The following is a 15,145-nucleotide window of genomic DNA, read 5'->3' on the forward strand; positions in this document are numbered from 1 at the left end:
GCACCCGGTATCCGGGCAGGTCAGCGCGGTGGGGGCAGCGGCACGGCCGCACGCAGGGCGGCGACGGCCGCCTCCGGGCCCGCCACCGTCACGGCGGCCCGCGCCCCCCGGCCGAGGGCGAACAGCACCAGCTCGCCCGGCTCGCCGGTGACGTGCACGGCAGGCCCGGTACGGCGGCTCACCGCGGTGCTCCGCCCGTCCGGCCGCTCCAGCACGAGCGGCACGGGGGAGCGGCGGCCCGCCTCCAGCCGGGCCGCCGTCGGCAGCCGCCGCCACAGGGCGTCGGCGACCGGCGCCGCCACCGGCCCCGGCGTCCGGTCCGGTCCCGCCCGGCGGACGTCCTCGGCGTGCACGAAGTACTCGACGAGGTTGGCCGCCTCGTCCGCCCCCGGCAGGGCGAACGGCGAGAACCGCGGAGGCCCCGTCCGGAACATCCGCACCAGCTCCTCGTACGGCCGCCGCGCGTACCCGCGCTGCACCCGGGCCGTCCAGCCGGCGAGCGGGCCCAGCTGGATGCCGGCCGCGGCGTCCGGCCGGCGCTCCCGCAGCAGCAGGTGGGCCGCCAGGTCGCGGGTCGTCCACCCCGCGCACAGGGTCGGGGCCTCCGGCCCGGCCGCCGCCAGCAGGTCCGCCAGCCGTTCACGCTCCGCCCGTGCATACGTCGCCATGCGCACCACCCTAGCCAGCGGCCCGCCGGTCCTGCGGCGGTACCGGCGGGGGGAGTTGCCGCTCAGGCGTCCCCGGCGGGGCGCAGCGGCCGCTTGTAGTAGCGCCAGGGGAACCAGCCGGTGCCGACCGGGGTCCAGCCCTCGGCCTCCAGGCGGCGGTGCCGTCCGCCGGACGCCAGGGTGACGCGGCAGTGCTCCCAGGGGTGGCCGGAGGCCTCCACCTCGTGGAACAGCGGGCCGTAGCCGACGAGGTGCCAGCCGTCGCGACCGGCCTCAGCGAGGGCGGCCATCTCGTTGAAGGCGGAGAGCGGGGTCAGGACGCGGCGCTCGGCGCCGCCGCTCCCGGTGCCGTCGGCCGGTCCGGACGGGGCCGGGGCGAGGGCCTTCTCGGCGAACCGCTGCTGGGCGGCCTGGCGGCTCACCCCGAGGACGCGTCCCACCGTGTCCCAGCTGTGGCCGGCGGCCCGGGCGCCCTGGACCGCCTCGCGGAGCAGCCGGCCGGTCTCCTCGGCGCCGACCCGGGTGGCGTCCACCAGGCGCAGGTAGCCCGCGGGGTCGTGCTCCAGGGCGTCGGCCAGGCCCTCGGGAGCGCCGAGGACGGCCGCGGCGACACCCTCGCGGATCCGGGTGACCTCGTCGGGGGCGAGCAGGGGTTCAGCGGTCATGGCGGGGCCTCCGGGGGGTGTGCGGCTCGGTCGGCAGGAGGGCGGGCAGGGCGGTGGTGGCGGGTCGCGGGGCGCTCCGGCGCCGGCCCTGGGGTGTCGTGGCCGCCGTATGTCAAGGAAACCTTGACATGATCGAAGTTGTCAAGGTTTCCTTGACATGCCTTCCGGGCCTGCGGCGGCCCGCCCGGCCGCGCCTTGCCCGCCACGCGCACCGGGAGGATCGTAAGAAGCCGAGGGCACGGCGGCCGGCGAACGATCATGGGCCGTGGGGGCGATGCCACCAGGAGGTGCAGCATGACGTTCGTCCAGCTCATCGAATGCAGGACCGACAAGGTCGACGACCTGAACCGGCTGATGGACAGCTGGGTCGAGCAGACCAGGGGCCGCAGGACGGCCACCCACTCCATGGTGGGCGCCGACCGCGCCGACGGCCGGCACGTCGTCGAGATCGTCGAGTTCCCCTCCTACGAGGAGGCGATGCGCAACTCGAAGCTCCCCGAGACCGACCGGATCTTCCGCGAGATGGTGGCGCTCTGCGACGAGCCGCCGACCTTCACCGACCTCGACATCGTCCGCGACGAGCAGCTCAACAAGCAGACCGCGCGCCGCTTCATGGACGGGCTGTCGGCCGGAGACCTCTCCGTCCTCGACGAGTTCATGGCCGAGGGCTACCACGACCACGACATCGCCGACGAGACCGACGTCATGGGCCGCGACGCCATGCGGGAGAAGTGCGCCGGGTGGCTCGACGCCTTCGACGTCGGCTTCACCATCGAGAGCCAGCTCGCCGACGGCGACCAGGTCGCCACCCGCTGGACCTTCAGCGGCCTCCACAAGGGCGAGTTCATGGGCCTGCCGGCCACCCACAAGCGCGTCGAGATGACCGGCACCACGACCTTCCGCATCGAGGACGGCATGATCTGCGAAGGCTGGTGGCACTGGGACAGCATGAGCATGATGCGGCAGCTCGGGCTCGTCCGGATGTGACGCCCGGCCGCGCCCGCCCGCGGGTCAGCGCAGACGGCCCGTCAGCTTCCGGCCCTCCTGCCGGGAGCTGACCGTCATCGCGCACGTCGCGTCCCGCATGCCCTGCCCGTAGAACGCCAGGGACGGGCCGAACGGGAAACCGTAGTACGGGCCGCCGCCGCCCTGCCGGCGGTCCCACTCCGCGAGCGGGACCTTGCAGAGCTCCCGCAGGGCCCGGCCGATCCCCGCGTCGCTCGTCAGCCCCTCCGGCAGCCGGACGTTCGCGATGGCCTCGCCGTCGTGCGACTGCTCGCAGGGGCGCGCCTCGACCGTCGTGATCACCTTGCTGAGCTGCGGGTGGTCCAGGCACGTGCCCGGCGGGAAGAACGGGTACGGCAGCGTCGGCGACGGGCTGGGCGACGGGCTCGGCGAGGCACCGACCGCCACCGGCGGCGGCTGCGCCGAGCGGTGGCCGCCGTCCGGCCACAGCCACACCGCGGCCGCGGCCACCAGCACCGCCGCCACGCCGGTCGCCACGACCGCCCGCCGCCTCTGCGCCTGCTCCACCCCGAGCCCCCTCGCCCCTGCGTCCGCAGCCATTCTGACCCCCGGCGGGGGACGCCGTCAGCGGATCGGAGCTACTGCCCGCCCCCCAGGTGGCGCTCGACGGTCGCCACCTTCGCCGTCAGACCGTCCGTCACCCCCGCCCGGTCGTCGATCTTGATGACGGTGCTGACCCGGCTCGCGTACGCCTTCACCGCCTCGATCGCCGCCCGCACCACCGGCATCACCTCGTCCCACTCGCCCTCGACCGAGGTGAACATGGCGTCCGTCCGGTTCGGCAGCCCGCTCGCGCGCACCACCCGCACCGCCGCCGCCACGGCTTCGCCCACGTCCTCGCCCACGCCCAGCGGCGTGACGGAGAAGGCCACGATCACGGCTGTCCTCGCTCTCCCTGCGCGCCCGTCGGGCGCTCCCGCCCCAGCATGCCCTGCCGGGCCGCCCGCCGTCCGCACCGTCCGCACCGTCCGGCCGGACGGCTGCGAGGGCCCCGCCCCGCACCGACCGACCCGCCGGAGCGGACCTGCGAGAATGTCCCCATGTCCTCCACACCTGCCGCGCCCGGCACCACCGCCCTCGACCCGGCCGTCGCGGCCCGCCTCAAGCGCTCCGCCGACGGCCTGCTCCCCGCCATCGCCCAGCAGTACGACACCGGCGAGGTGCTGATGCTCGGTTGGATGGACGACGAGGCCCTGCACCGCACCCTCACCACCGGCCGCTGCACCTACTGGAGCCGCAGCCGCAGCGAGTACTGGGTCAAGGGCGACACCTCCGGCCACGTGCAGCTCGTGAAGTCCGTCGCCCTCGACTGCGACGCCGACACCCTGCTCGTCAAGGTCGACCAGACCGGGGCCGCCTGCCACACCGGCGCCCGCACCTGCTTCGACGCCGACGTTCTCCCCGTCGCTCGCTAGTCTTCTCCCCATCCAAGCCCGCCCCTTCCCCGAACGGTGCACGCTCCCATGGACCTTGAGGCCTTCCGCCGACTCGCCGCAGACACCCGGGTCATCCCCGTCACCCGCCGGCTCCTCGCGGACGGCCTCACCCCGATCGGGCTGTACCGCAGCCTCGCCGGCGAACGCCCCGGCACCTTCCTGCTGGAATCCGCCGAACAGGGCCGCAGCTGGTCGCGCTACTCCTTCGTCGGCGTGCACAGCGCCGCCACCCTCACCACCGACCCCGACGGCACCGCCCGCTGGCACGGCACCCCGCCCGTCGGCATCCCGCAGGGCGGCGACCCGCTGGAGGCCGTGCGCGCCACCCTCGCCACCCTCCACACCCCCCGCCGCACCGACGACGGCCTCCCGCCGCTCACCGGCGGCCTGGTCGGCTACCTCGGCTACGACGTCGTCCGGCGGCTGGAGAAGCTCCCCGACCTCACCCCGGACGACCTGAAGCTCCCCGAGCTCACCCTCCTCCTCGCCACCGACCTCGCCGTCCTCGACCACGCCGACGGCACCGTGCTGCTGATCGCCAACGCCGTCAACCACAACGACCTGGACAGCGGCGTCGACGAGGCCTACGCCGATGCCGTCGCCCGCCTCGACGCCATGGAGACCGACCTCCTGAAGCCGGTCGACCCCGGCCTCGCCACCTTCACCCCGACCGCCGCCGAGGCGCACTCGCCGTTCGGCGGCGCGCCCTACCGGGCCGCCGTCGAGACGGTCAAGGAGCGCATCCGGGCCGGCGAGGCGTTCCAGGTGGTGCCCTCCCAGCGCTTCGAGGTGCCCTGCCCCGCCTCCGCCCTCGACGTCTACCGGATGCTGCGCACCACCAACCCCAGCCCGTACATGTACCTCTTCCGCTTCCCCGGGCCGGGCGGCGGCGCCGAGGGCGGCTTCGACGTCGTCGGCTCCAGCCCGGAGGCGCTCGTCAAGGTCAGCGACGGCGAGGCGATGCTGCACCCCATCGCCGGCACCCGGCACCGCGGCGCCACCCCGCACGAGGACGCCGACCTCGCCGCCGAACTCCTCGCCGACCCCAAGGAGCGCGCCGAGCACCTCATGCTCGTCGACCTCGGCCGCAACGACCTCGGCCGGGTCTGCACCCCGGGCACCGTCGAGGTCGTCGACTTCATGGCGATCGAGCGGTACAGCCACGTCATGCACATCGTCTCCACCGTCACCGGCAGGGTCGCGGAGGGCCGCACCGCCTTCGACGTGCTCACCGCCTGCTTCCCCGCCGGCACGCTCTCCGGCGCCCCCAAGCCGCGCGCCATGCAGATCATCGAGGAGCTCGAACCCACCCGCCGCGGCCTCTACGGCGGCTGCGTCGGCTACCTCGACTTCGCCGGCGACTCCGACACCGCCATCGCGATCCGCACCGCCCTGCTCCGCGACGGCACCGCGTACGTCCAGGCCGGCGCCGGCGTGGTGGCCGACTCCGACCCGCACGGCGAGGACACCGAGTGCCGCAACAAGGCCGCCGCGGTGCTCCGCGCCGTCGCCACCGCCAACACCCTGCGCCCGCCGGCATCGCCGGTATCGTGAGGACATCGGCCGCCCGGGGCACCGGTCACCCGGGACGGAGGGGGACGGCCCGGCCGGGTGACGGCCGGACAGGCGAGGCCGGACCGGGAGACGCTCGGATGACGGCGACACGCACCACGAGGCCCGCATGACGGCCGGCGGCAGCCGGCGGCAGCTGCTCGGCGGCACGGAGCCGCAGATCACCGCCCAGCTCGGCGGGCAGGGAGAGGTCCTCCGCGACCCCGCGGTGGACCTCCCCGGCGCGCCGTCCGGCTACGTCCCGGACCTCGCGGTCACCGCCCCCGGGGCCGCCCCCGGCGGCGACGGGCGCTGGGCCGCCGCCGACCTGGAGGCCGTCCTCGACGTCCTGCCCCGTCCGGCCCCCGGCCCGGACCTCGCCGGCCTGCTGCGGCTGTACGCGGCCTCCGGCGTCCCGGTGTACGTGGCGGTCGACCCGGCCGCCGCCGCCTGCACGGTGCACACCGAGCCGCAGCGTCCCGGCGCGTACCGCCTCGCGGAGAAGGTGCCGTTCGGCGAGGACCTCCACCTGCAGCTCGCCGGCCGGACGCTGGTCATCGACACCGCGGGCCTCCCGGCGGACCCCGCCCGACCGGCCCGCGGCCGCCGTCGTGGATAGTGGACGGGTGAGTTCACCTGCACCCCGCCCCGGCCGCCGTTCCCTCTCCCTCATGCTGCTGCTGACCGTGCTCGGCGCCGTGCTCGTCCTGACGGCGACCGGCCGGACCTGGGCCGAGGGGATCGTCACCGGCACCGCCGGCGGCCGCCTCGGCGTGAGCGCCACCGGCTCACGGCTGACCGGCCTGCCCGGCGGGCTCGCCCTGGCCGTGGCGGCCGCGTCCGTGGCGGTGTTCGCCGTCCGCGGCCGGGCCCGGGCCGCCGTCGGGGTCCTCATGCTGCTGGCCGGCCTCGGCGCGGTCGCCGCGGCCGTCACCGGGGTCACCGACACCGCGGGGCTGGACGCCGAGGCCGCGGGCCGGCTCGCGCTCGCCGGCGCGCACGCCGAGCAGGTCACGCACACGCCCTGGCCCTGGGTGGCCGCGGCGGGCGGCGTCCTGCTGGCACTGGCGGGCGCCGTGACCGTCCGGGCGGGCCGGAACTGGCCCGCGATGGGCGCCCGCTACGAGGCGCCGGCGCGCAGGGCCGCGCCCGCGCCCCGGGCCGCCCGTCCCGTCGACAGCGCCGCGGAACTGTGGAAGGCCCTCGACCGTGGCGAAGATCCCACCCGCTGAGCCCGGGGCCGCCTTGGGGATGGGTGTGAGGGCCCGGCACAATGGAAGGGTCAACCAGCCGCGCCCCACGGGCCGCCGGCCGGGATCCGGATAACAAGGAGCACCATCAGATGTCGGCAGCAGCGCACGGCCACACTCCCGCCGCCTGGACCGGCGTGACCATCGCTTTCATCGGTTTCACGGTCAGCGGCGTCGCCATGATCATCCCCAACGTCCTGCTCGTCTGGGCGGGCCTGGCGATCGTCGTGGTCGCGGGCGTGGTCGGCAAGGCGATGTCCATGGCCGGCATGGGCCGTCAGCCCAGCACCAACTTCGCCCCCGCGGCCCCGGTCGCGGCCGCCGAGGAGCGCACGCCGGTCGCCGCGGCCTGACCGGCTGCGGCACCTGCGGGTCGGAGGCACCGGACGGCGGGCGCGCCACGCCCGCCGTTCCCGTTCCCGGACGGCCGCCCGCCGACGGGGGACAATCGGCGGCGTGAACGCTCCCGCCGCCCCCGCCCCGTTCGGCCGCCGGCTCGCCCGCCCGCTGGCCGCGCTGGTGGCCGTCGCGCTGCCGACCGCGTACGTCGCCCGGGTCGACCCCAACGCGCCGGGCCACTACCCGGTGTGCCCGGTGCTGCAGGCCACCGGCTGGTGGTGCCCGGGCTGCGGCGGCCTGCGCTGCGTGCACGCCCTCGCCCACGGCGACCTCAACGCCGCCGGCCACGACAACCTGCTGGTCATGGTGCTCGCGGTGGCGGCGGCCGTCCTCTGGCTGCGCTGGGCGTGGGCGGCCCTCACCGGGGGCCCGCCGCCGCGGTTCGCGGTCACCCTGCGGCAGACCGTGGTGGCGGCCGTCGTCCTCGTGCTCTTCACGGTGCTGCGCAACCTCCCGGCAGGCGCCGGGCTCGGCCCGCTGCCGCTCTGACCCTCCGGAGCCTCCCGGACGCCCCCGCCGGGCGCCTTCCGCCCGCCGCGGGCCCCGGACGGCCCGGCGGACCGGTCCGCTCCGCGAGACGCGCGCCGGGCGGATGCGCCGCGCGCGCCGGGCGCCGGATACCATCGAAGGGCCGACGGAGCAGGCGTGCGCACGAAGGATCCGCGAGGTCCGTGCGACACACCTCCGACGGCTGACCGCACCAGGCCGGGCAGGCCATGCCCACCCGGCTCCTTGCCAGCAAACGATGGGGGCGCTCTCGTGAGTGTGCTCGACGAGATCATCGACGGGGTCCGTGAGGACCTCGCCGAGCGACAGGCCCAGGTCTCCCTGGACGAGCTCAAGGAGCTCGCCGCCAAGGCGCCCGCGGCCAAGGACGGCGTGGCCGCGCTGCGCGGCGACGGTGTCCGGGTGATCTGCGAGGTCAAGCGCTCCAGCCCCTCGAAGGGCGCCCTGGCGGCGATCGCCGACCCGGCCGCGCTCGCGCAGGACTACGCCGCCGGCGGCGCCGCCGCGATCAGCGTGCTCACCGAGCAGCGCCGCTTCGGCGGCTCGCTCGCCGACCTCGACGCCGTGCGCGCCGCGGTCGACACCCCGGTGCTCCGCAAGGACTTCATCGTCACCGCCTACCAGCTGTGGGAGGCCCGCGCCCACGGCGCCGACCTCGCCCTGCTGATCGTCGCCGCCCTCGAACAGGAGGCCCTGGTCTCGCTGATCGAGCGGGCCGGGTCGATCGGCCTGACGCCGCTCGTCGAGGTGCACGACGAGGAGGAGATCGCCCGCGCGGTCGACGCCGGGGCGAAGATCATCGGCGTCAACGCGCGCAACCTCAAGACGCTGGAGGTCGACCGCAACACCTTCGGCAACGTCGTCGACGCCATCCCCGCCGGGATCGTCAAGGTCGCCGAGTCCGGTGTGCGCGGCCCCCTCGACGTCATCCAGTACGCCAACCTCGGCGCCGACGCCGTCCTCGTCGGCGAGTCGCTGGTGACCGGCCGCGACCCGAAGGCGGCCGTGGCCGACCTGGTCGCGGCCGGCGTGCACCCCGCGATCCGGCACAAGGGCTGACCCACCGCCATGTCACTCGCCTCCCGCCTCGCCCCCGGCTGCCGCCCCCGCGGCTGCCGCGCGCCCGCACGCCGGGTGCTGGGGCGGCGGGTGCGCTACGTGATCGGCTGCGAGCCCGGCCAGGTCCCCGGTCGTCGATGGCGCGGTCCGCGCGGCTGAACCGCGCTCCGTCCGCCCTTCCATCGACCCATGAGGACGTTCGACCATGTCCGAGAAGGACTACCTTCCGGGTGCCCAGGTGCCCGATGCCCGCGGCTACTTCGGCGCCTACGGCGGCCGCTTCATCCCGGAGGCGCTCGTCGCCGCCGTCGAGCAGGTCGCCGAGGAGTACGAGAAGGCCAGGACCGACCCGGCCTTCACCGCCGAACTCGACGGCCTGCTGAAGGACTACACCGGGCGGCCGAGCCCGCTCACCGACGTCCACCGCTTCTCCGCGGAGGCCGGCGGCGCCCGGATCCTCCTCAAGCGCGAGGACCTCAACCACACCGGCTCGCACAAGATCAACAACGTGCTCGGCCAGGCCCTGCTCACCCGCCGGATGGGCAAGACCCGGATCATCGCCGAGACCGGCGCCGGCCAGCACGGCGTCGCCACCGCCACCGCCTGCGCCCTCTTCGGCTTCGACTGCACCATCTACATGGGCGAGGTCGACACCCGGCGCCAGGCGCTCAACGTCGCCCGCATGCGCATGCTCGGCGCCGAGGTCGTCGCCGTCACCTCCGGCAGCCGCACCCTCAAGGACGCCATCAACGAGGCGTTCCGCGACTGGGTCGCCAACGTCGACTCCACGCACTACCTCTTCGGCACCGTCGCCGGCCCGCACCCCTTCCCGATGATGGTCCGCGACTTCCACCGCGTGATCGGCGTCGAGGCCCGCGAGCAGGTCCTGGAGCGCACCGGCCGCCTCCCCGACGCGGTCGTCGCCTGCGTCGGCGGCGGGTCCAACGCGATGGGCATCTTCCACGAGTTCATCCCCGACTCCGGCGTCCGCCTCGTCGGCTGCGAGGCCGCGGGCGAGGGCGCCGAGACCCCGAGGCACGCCGCCACCCTGACCAAGGGCGACCCCGGCGTGCTGCACGGCTCCCGCACCTACGTCCTCCAGGACGAGGACGGCCAGACCATCGAGTCGCACTCCATCTCGGCGGGCCTGGACTACCCCGGCGTCGGCCCCGAGCACGCGTGGCTCAAGGACACCGGCCGCGCCGAGTACCGCCCGGTCACCGACGACGCCGCCATGCAGGCCCTGCGCCTCCTCTCCCGCACCGAGGGCATCATCCCGGCCATCGAGAGCGCCCACGCGCTGGCCGGCGCCCTGGAGCTCGGCCGCGAGCTCGGCCCGGAGGCGACCATCCTCGTCAGCCTCTCCGGCCGCGGCGACAAGGACATGCACACCGCGGCCGAGTACTTCGGTCTGTACGACGCGCAGCAGGCCGCGCAGGACGACGCGGAGAACACCGAGACCGGCGGGGGCAAGTGACCATGGCATCGAAGCTCAGCACCATCCTGGCCGCGGCGAAGGCCGAGGACCGGGCCGCACTGATCGGCTACCTCCCCGCCGGCTTCCCGTCGGTCGACGGCGGCATCGCGGCCGTCAAGGCCCTCGTCGAGGGCGGCTGCGACATCGTCGAGGTCGGCCTCCCGCACTCCGACCCGGTGCTGGACGGTCCCACCATCCAGACCGCCGACGACATCGCGCTGCGCGGCGGCGTCCGCATCAAGGACGTGCTGCGCACCGTCGCCGAGGTCGCCGCGGCGCACCCGGAGGCCGCGGTGCTGGTCATGACCTACTGGAACCCGGTCGACCGCTACGGCACGGCGCGGTTCGCCGCGGACCTCGCGGCGGCCGGCGGTGCGGGCTGCATCCTGCCCGACCTGCCGGTCGAGGAGTCCGCGGAGTGGCGCAAGGCGGCGGGCGAGCACGGCCTCGACACCGTGTTCGTGGTCGCCCCCAGCAGCAAGAACCCGCGCCTCGCCGAGGTCACCGCGGCCGGCTCCGGCTTCGTGTACGCCGCCGCGGTCATGGGCGTCACGGGCACCCGGGCCCAGGTCGGCAACCTCGCCGAGGACCTGGTCGCCCGCACCCGGGCCACCACCGACCTGCCGGTCTGCGTCGGCCTCGGCGTCTCCACGGCCGCCCAGGCGGCCGAGGTGGCGGCCTTCGCCGACGGCGTCATCGTCGGCTCCGCCTTCGTCCAGCGGATCCTGGACGCCGACGGCGACGAGCAGGCGGCGCTGGCCGCCGTCCGCGACCTCGCCGGCGACCTCGCGGCGGGTGTCCGCAAGCGCTGACCCCCGTCCGACGGCCCGTCATCTCAGAGGAGGTGACGGGCCGTCGGCGTTCCCGGCCGCAGCCAGGTTCACCCGGACGAGTGGAGAGCGGGCGGCCGGCGCATCGACGGTGATTGACCCGCGTTGAGTGGAGGGACGGGTCGACCGTGCCGTCCGCGCCCCGTGGTTCGTGCACCGTTCACCCAGGCCGACCGGTCGAAAGGGCTGCCCGTGCCGTTCCTGCACCGCGCCGTACTCCTCCGTGCCTCCGCGGCCGCCCTCGCCCTGGGGGCCGCCCTCGGGGTGCAGGCCGCAGCAGGTCAGGCACTGGCCAGACGGGGTGCCGAACAGGCCGAGCGCAACGCCCGCGCCTGCGTGGAGGCCGCCGCCGCGGTCGCGGACCTGGGCGCCCTCCCGCCCCGGGCGGACGGGGCCGGACCGCGGCCCGGCGAGGGCGGGCCGGGCCGGTGCGGCCCGGCGCACCGCCGGACCCCTTAGAACAGACCGGACACCACCGCTCAATTCATCACCCTTTCGGCTTAATTCGTCAATGTGGAGGAACCGGACGGCTTCCCCTACGGTTCATCCGTCAGGAAGCCGCTCCCGCGGCAGCCGCACCACTCCGAGGGGGAGTCCGATGGCCAGTCCGCAGACGGTCGAGGCGAGGCGGCCCGGCGCGCTGCGCCGGGCGCTGGACGGCCCGGCCGCCGAGTGGTTCGGGCTGGCCGTCCGGCTGGGCCTCGCCCTGGTCTGGGGCTGGGCCGGCCTCGCCAAGATCGCCGACCCGGCCGAGGCGGCGCAGGCGGTGCGCGCCTACGAGATCCTCCCCGAGTCGCTGGTCAAGCCGATCGGGTACGGGCTGCCGTTCCTGGAGCTGGCCCTGGCCCTCCTGCTCGTCATCGGCCTCGGCACCCGGATCGTCGCCGCGGTCTCGGCCCTGCTGCTGCTCGCCTTCATCGCCGGCATCGCCTCCGCCTGGGCCCGTGGCATCTCGATCGACTGCGGCTGCTTCGGCGGAGGGGGCACGGTCGACGCCTCCAAGACCGAGTACCTCCAGGAGATCCTCCGCGACTCCGGCTTCCTGCTGATGTCCGCGTGGCTGATCGCCCGGCCGCGGACGAAGCTCTCGGCCGACGCCTGGCTCGCGGCCTAGGCGGCGGGGCCCCGGCCCCGCCGCCCGCCCCCACCCTCCCCCTCCCGACGACCGGACACGGCTTTGGACACAGCACCCATGAGCGAGAAGAACCGAGACGGCAAGCGCACCGCCCGCCAGCGGATGGCCCAGCAGCGGGCCGCCGACGAGGCCCGCGGCAAGCGCAAGAAGCAACTGGTGGTCGGCGGCGTGGTGCTCGCGGTGATCGCCGCCGCCGTCGTCACCGGCGTGATCGTGCAGAACCAGCGGTCCAAGCCGGAGACGCCCGTCGCCTACCCGGCCGGCGCCACCGGCGACAGGAACCTCGTCATCCCCTCCGGCGGCGCCGACGCCCCGTCCGTCCTGACCGTCTACGAGGACCCGCGCTGCCCGGCCTGCGGCAGCTTCGAGCGGACGTTCTCGCCGACCATCGACCAGTTGGAGGACGCGGGCAAGCTCCGGGTCGACTACCACCTGGTGTCGTTCATCGACCGCTCGCTGGGCGGCAAGGGCTCCAAGTACGGCGTCAACGCCCTGGCCTGCGCGCAGGACGCCGGGCACTTCCGCGACTTCCACGACGTGCTCTACCGCAACCAGCCGGACGAGACCTCCGACGCCTTCGGCGACAAGCAGACGCTGGTCGACCTGGGCAAGAAGGTCCCCGGGCTCGACACCCCCGCCTTCGAGGCGTGCGTCCGGGACAACACCTACGGCGACTGGGTCTCGGCCGTCCAGCAGGACTTCGACAAGTCGAGCTACAAGTCGACCCCCACCCTGCTGCTCAATGGCGAGCCGGTCTACCCGTCGAAGGGCGACGAGCAGATCTCCCCGGAGAACCTCGTGAAGTGGGTCGACGAGGCCAACGCGGGCAAGCAGCTCGGCACCCCCGGCTCGCACGGCCAGAGCCCGGCGCCGTCCAGCACCGCGGCGGAGTCCAACACCCCGCCGTCGCCCTGACGGCCCGGCCCCGCGACCGTTCGGAAGATGTGACCCGTACCGGTGCCGGTCCGGCGGCCCCGACAGGGTAGCGTCGACCCTGCCATGGATCTCGCATACATCCCGAGCCCGTCGCGGGGCGTCCTCCACCTCGGACCGGTCCCGCTTCGCGCCTACGCGTTCTGCATCATCATCGGCGTCGTCGTCGGCGTCTGGCTCGGCAGCAGGCGCTGGGTCGCCCGGGGCGGTGCCAAGCACACCGTCGGCGACATCGCCGTCTGGGCCGTGCCCTTCGGCCTGGTCGGCGGCCGCCTGTACCACGTCATCACCGACCACCAGCTGTACTTCGGCGAGGGCCGCAACGCCTGGGCCGCCTTCAAGATCTGGGAGGGCGGCCTCGGCATCTGGGGCGCGATCGCCCTCGGTGCGGTCGGTGCGTGGATCGGCGCCCGCCGACGGGGGGTGCCGCTGCCCGCGTACGCCGACGCGATCGCGCCGGGCATCGCCCTCGCCCAGGCCTGCGGCCGCTGGGGCAACTGGTTCAACCAGGAGCTCTACGGCAAGGCGACCACGCTGCCCTGGGGCCTGGAGATCCACAAGGTGGAGACCGACGGCACCGTGATCGACGGCGTCTACCACCCGACCTTCCTGTACGAGTCGCTGTGGTGCGTCGGCGTCGCCGTGCTGGTGATCTGGGCCGACCGCCGCTTCACCCTCGGCCACGGCCGCGCGTTCGCGCTGTACGTCGCCGCGTACACGGTGGGCCGGTTCTGGATCGAGTACCTGCGCATCGACGAGGCGCACCACATCCTCGGCCTGCGGCTGAACGACTGGACGTCGATCCTGGTCTTCATCGGCGCGGTGGTCTACCTGGTCGTCTCCGCGAAGCTGCGCCCGGGCCGTGAGGCACCGGACTCCATCGACCCGGCCTCCCGCCCCGCGGACGACGCCGACGCGCAGGGCGACGGCGTCGGGGACGGCGCCGTCCCCGCGAAGGCCGCGTCCGACGGCGAGGCCGAGGCGGGCGGTATCGGAAGTGCCGATGACCCCGCCGACGGTCCGTCCCGCCCCTCGGACACCCCGCCGACCACGGAGCGGTCCTCGGCCCAGGACGGTGTCACCCCCGGGCAGGCCGTCTGACCTGCGATGTTCCCGGCCCTGCGGCCGCCTGCCACCTCCCGTGGCCGGCGGCCGCAAGCATGTTCGGACAGCCTTACTTTGCTGGAAAGTCCCAGGTCAACGGGCTACGTTCGAAAGGTGAGCGCCCAGGGGGCAGCCCGGTTTCCACGGCAGAGTCGCCGTACCGGCTGTGCGGGGCGACATCCGACAGGGGAGGGCGCACCGCCATGACCACGACCGCGACAGCCGCGACCACCACCGGAGAACCCCAGCCGCGCATCCCCGACGAGGGGCACCACCGCGACGTCAACGGCGGCTGGCTGCGGCCGGCGGTGTTCGGCGCGATGGACGGCCTGGTCTCCAACCTCGCCCTGATGACCGGCGTGGTCGGCGGCGACGTCGGCCACCGCACGGTCGTCCTGACCGGGCTCGCCGGGCTCGCGGCGGGCGCCTTCTCGATGGCGGCGGGGGAGTACACCTCGGTGGCCTCGCAGCGCGAGCTCGTCGAGGCCGAGATCGAGGCCGAACGGCTGGAGCTGCACCGCAACCCGCACGGCGAACTCGCCGAACTCGCCCAGCTCTACACCGCGCGCGGCGTCGACCCGGAACTCGCCCACGAGGTCGCCCGGCAGCTCTCGCGCGACCCGGAGCAGACCCTGGCCGTGCACGCCCGGGAGGAGCTCGGGGTCGACCCGGACGACCTCCCGTCCCCGCTCGTGGCCGCCGCGTCCTCCTTCGCCTGCTTCGCGGTGGGCGCGCTCCTGCCGGTGCTGCCGTACCTGCTCGGGGCCACCGCGCTCTGGCCGGCGCTGCTCCTCGCGACGGCGGGCCTGTTCCTGTGCGGTGCCGTGGTCGCGCGGGTCACCGCGCGCAGCTGGTGGTTCAGCGGACTGCGCCAGCTGGCGCTGGGCGGTGCGGCCGCGGGGCTCACCTTCCTGCTCGGGTCGGTGATCGGCGGCCAGGTCGGCTGAGCCGCCTGCCTGCCTGTCTGTCGGCCGCCGCCTGCCGTTCGCCTCCTGCTGCCTCCTGCTTGCTGTCGGCCGGCCGCTGCCCGTCCTGCCCCCGTGGCCTTCTGCCGTGCGTGGCGGGCCCGGTGCCGGCCGGTGGGGGCGCCCCGGCGCGTGGCCGG

General features: G+C 75.0%; 20 protein-coding genes. 16 read left to right on the forward strand and 4 right to left on the reverse strand.

Going from position 1 to position 15,145, the window contains the following annotated elements:
- Positions 1–20: 20 nt before the first annotated feature.
- Together SNE206_RS07260 and SNE206_RS07265 are read right to left on the reverse strand one after the other, a co-directional pair.
- The gene (locus SNE206_RS07260; protein ID WP_407912533.1) at positions 21–668 is read right to left on the reverse strand and encodes a TIGR03085 family metal-binding protein; all 648 of its coding nucleotides are present in this window, start codon (positions 666–668) and stop codon (positions 21–23) included.
- 62 nt (positions 669–730) lie between these two features.
- A complete protein-coding gene (locus tag SNE206_RS07265) occupies positions 731–1,333 on the reverse strand; it encodes a hypothetical protein (protein WP_407912534.1) in 603 nt (200 codons plus the stop codon).
- A gap of 294 nt (positions 1,334–1,627) precedes the next feature.
- On the opposite strand from SNE206_RS07265, the gene SNE206_RS07270 reads away from it, so the two are divergent.
- Positions 1,628–2,320: an ester cyclase gene (locus tag SNE206_RS07270; protein ID WP_407912535.1), complete on the forward strand. Its 693-nt coding sequence runs from the start codon at positions 1,628–1,630 to the stop codon at positions 2,318–2,320.
- A gap of 24 nt (positions 2,321–2,344) precedes the next feature.
- On the opposite strand, the gene SNE206_RS07275 is transcribed toward SNE206_RS07270, so the two are convergent.
- Positions 2,345–2,866: a hypothetical protein gene (locus tag SNE206_RS07275; protein WP_407912536.1), complete on the reverse strand. Its 522-nt coding sequence runs from the start codon at positions 2,864–2,866 to the stop codon at positions 2,345–2,347.
- A gap of 71 nt (positions 2,867–2,937) precedes the next feature.
- On the reverse strand, positions 2,938–3,237 hold the full coding sequence (locus SNE206_RS07280; protein WP_407912537.1) for an MTH1187 family thiamine-binding protein: 300 nt from the start codon (positions 3,235–3,237) through the stop codon (positions 2,938–2,940).
- Between the two features lie 162 nt (positions 3,238–3,399).
- Between SNE206_RS07280 and hisI the strand changes: the two genes are divergently transcribed.
- From hisI to SNE206_RS07355, 15 genes are all read left to right on the forward strand, one after another.
- Positions 3,400–3,774, forward strand: a complete 375-nt coding sequence (hisI, locus tag SNE206_RS07285; protein ID WP_407912538.1) for a phosphoribosyl-AMP cyclohydrolase — start codon at positions 3,400–3,402, stop codon at positions 3,772–3,774.
- Between the two features lie 48 nt (positions 3,775–3,822).
- Positions 3,823–5,349, forward strand: a complete 1,527-nt coding sequence (locus SNE206_RS07290) for an anthranilate synthase component I (RefSeq protein ID WP_407912539.1) — start codon at positions 3,823–3,825, stop codon at positions 5,347–5,349.
- A gap of 127 nt (positions 5,350–5,476) precedes the next feature.
- Entirely contained in the window at positions 5,477–5,965 is a 489-nt protein-coding gene (locus SNE206_RS07295) for a Uma2 family endonuclease (protein ID WP_407912540.1), read from the forward strand.
- Positions 5,966–5,972: 7 nt separating this feature from the next.
- Positions 5,973–6,578 carry a TIGR02234 family membrane protein gene (locus SNE206_RS07300; RefSeq protein WP_407912541.1) on the forward strand — a complete coding sequence of 202 codons (606 nt, stop codon included), beginning with the start codon at positions 5,973–5,975 and terminating at the stop codon, positions 6,576–6,578.
- A 110-nt stretch (positions 6,579–6,688) separates the two neighbouring features.
- Entirely contained in the window at positions 6,689–6,949 is a 261-nt protein-coding gene (locus tag SNE206_RS07305) for an HGxxPAAW family protein (protein ID WP_407912542.1), read from the forward strand.
- Positions 6,950–7,052: 103 nt separating this feature from the next.
- Positions 7,053–7,484, forward strand: a complete 432-nt coding sequence (locus tag SNE206_RS07310) for a DUF2752 domain-containing protein (protein WP_407912543.1) — start codon at positions 7,053–7,055, stop codon at positions 7,482–7,484.
- 270 nt (positions 7,485–7,754) lie between these two features.
- Positions 7,755–8,561 carry an indole-3-glycerol phosphate synthase TrpC gene (trpC, locus tag SNE206_RS07315; RefSeq protein ID WP_407912544.1) on the forward strand — a complete coding sequence of 269 codons (807 nt, stop codon included), beginning with the start codon at positions 7,755–7,757 and terminating at the stop codon, positions 8,559–8,561.
- Between the two features lie 9 nt (positions 8,562–8,570).
- Positions 8,571–8,720, forward strand: a complete 150-nt coding sequence (trpM, locus tag SNE206_RS07320) for a tryptophan biosynthesis modulator TrpM (RefSeq protein WP_405013822.1) — start codon at positions 8,571–8,573, stop codon at positions 8,718–8,720.
- Between the two features lie 46 nt (positions 8,721–8,766).
- A complete protein-coding gene (gene trpB, locus SNE206_RS07325; RefSeq protein WP_407912545.1) occupies positions 8,767–10,038 on the forward strand; it encodes a tryptophan synthase subunit beta in 1,272 nt (423 codons plus the stop codon).
- A gap of 2 nt (positions 10,039–10,040) precedes the next feature.
- Positions 10,041–10,850: a tryptophan synthase subunit alpha gene (gene trpA, locus SNE206_RS07330; protein ID WP_407912546.1), complete on the forward strand. Its 810-nt coding sequence runs from the start codon at positions 10,041–10,043 to the stop codon at positions 10,848–10,850.
- A gap of 162 nt (positions 10,851–11,012) precedes the next feature.
- Positions 11,013–11,327: a hypothetical protein gene (locus tag SNE206_RS07335; protein WP_407912547.1), complete on the forward strand. Its 315-nt coding sequence runs from the start codon at positions 11,013–11,015 to the stop codon at positions 11,325–11,327.
- Positions 11,328–11,466: 139 nt separating this feature from the next.
- The gene (locus tag SNE206_RS07340; protein WP_407912548.1) at positions 11,467–11,982 is read left to right on the forward strand and encodes a MauE/DoxX family redox-associated membrane protein; all 516 of its coding nucleotides are present in this window, start codon (positions 11,467–11,469) and stop codon (positions 11,980–11,982) included.
- A 78-nt stretch (positions 11,983–12,060) separates the two neighbouring features.
- Positions 12,061–12,918 carry a DsbA family protein gene (locus tag SNE206_RS07345; RefSeq protein ID WP_407912549.1) on the forward strand — a complete coding sequence of 286 codons (858 nt, stop codon included), beginning with the start codon at positions 12,061–12,063 and terminating at the stop codon, positions 12,916–12,918.
- 84 nt (positions 12,919–13,002) lie between these two features.
- Positions 13,003–14,037 carry a prolipoprotein diacylglyceryl transferase gene (lgt, locus tag SNE206_RS07350; RefSeq protein ID WP_407912550.1) on the forward strand — a complete coding sequence of 345 codons (1,035 nt, stop codon included), beginning with the start codon at positions 13,003–13,005 and terminating at the stop codon, positions 14,035–14,037.
- Positions 14,038–14,243: 206 nt separating this feature from the next.
- Complete coding sequence (locus SNE206_RS07355; protein ID WP_407912551.1) at positions 14,244–14,987, forward strand: VIT1/CCC1 transporter family protein; 744 nt, start codon at positions 14,244–14,246, stop codon at positions 14,985–14,987.
- Positions 14,988–15,145: the final 158 nt, after the last annotated feature.

This window comes from Kitasatospora sp. NE20-6 (assembly GCF_045862635.1).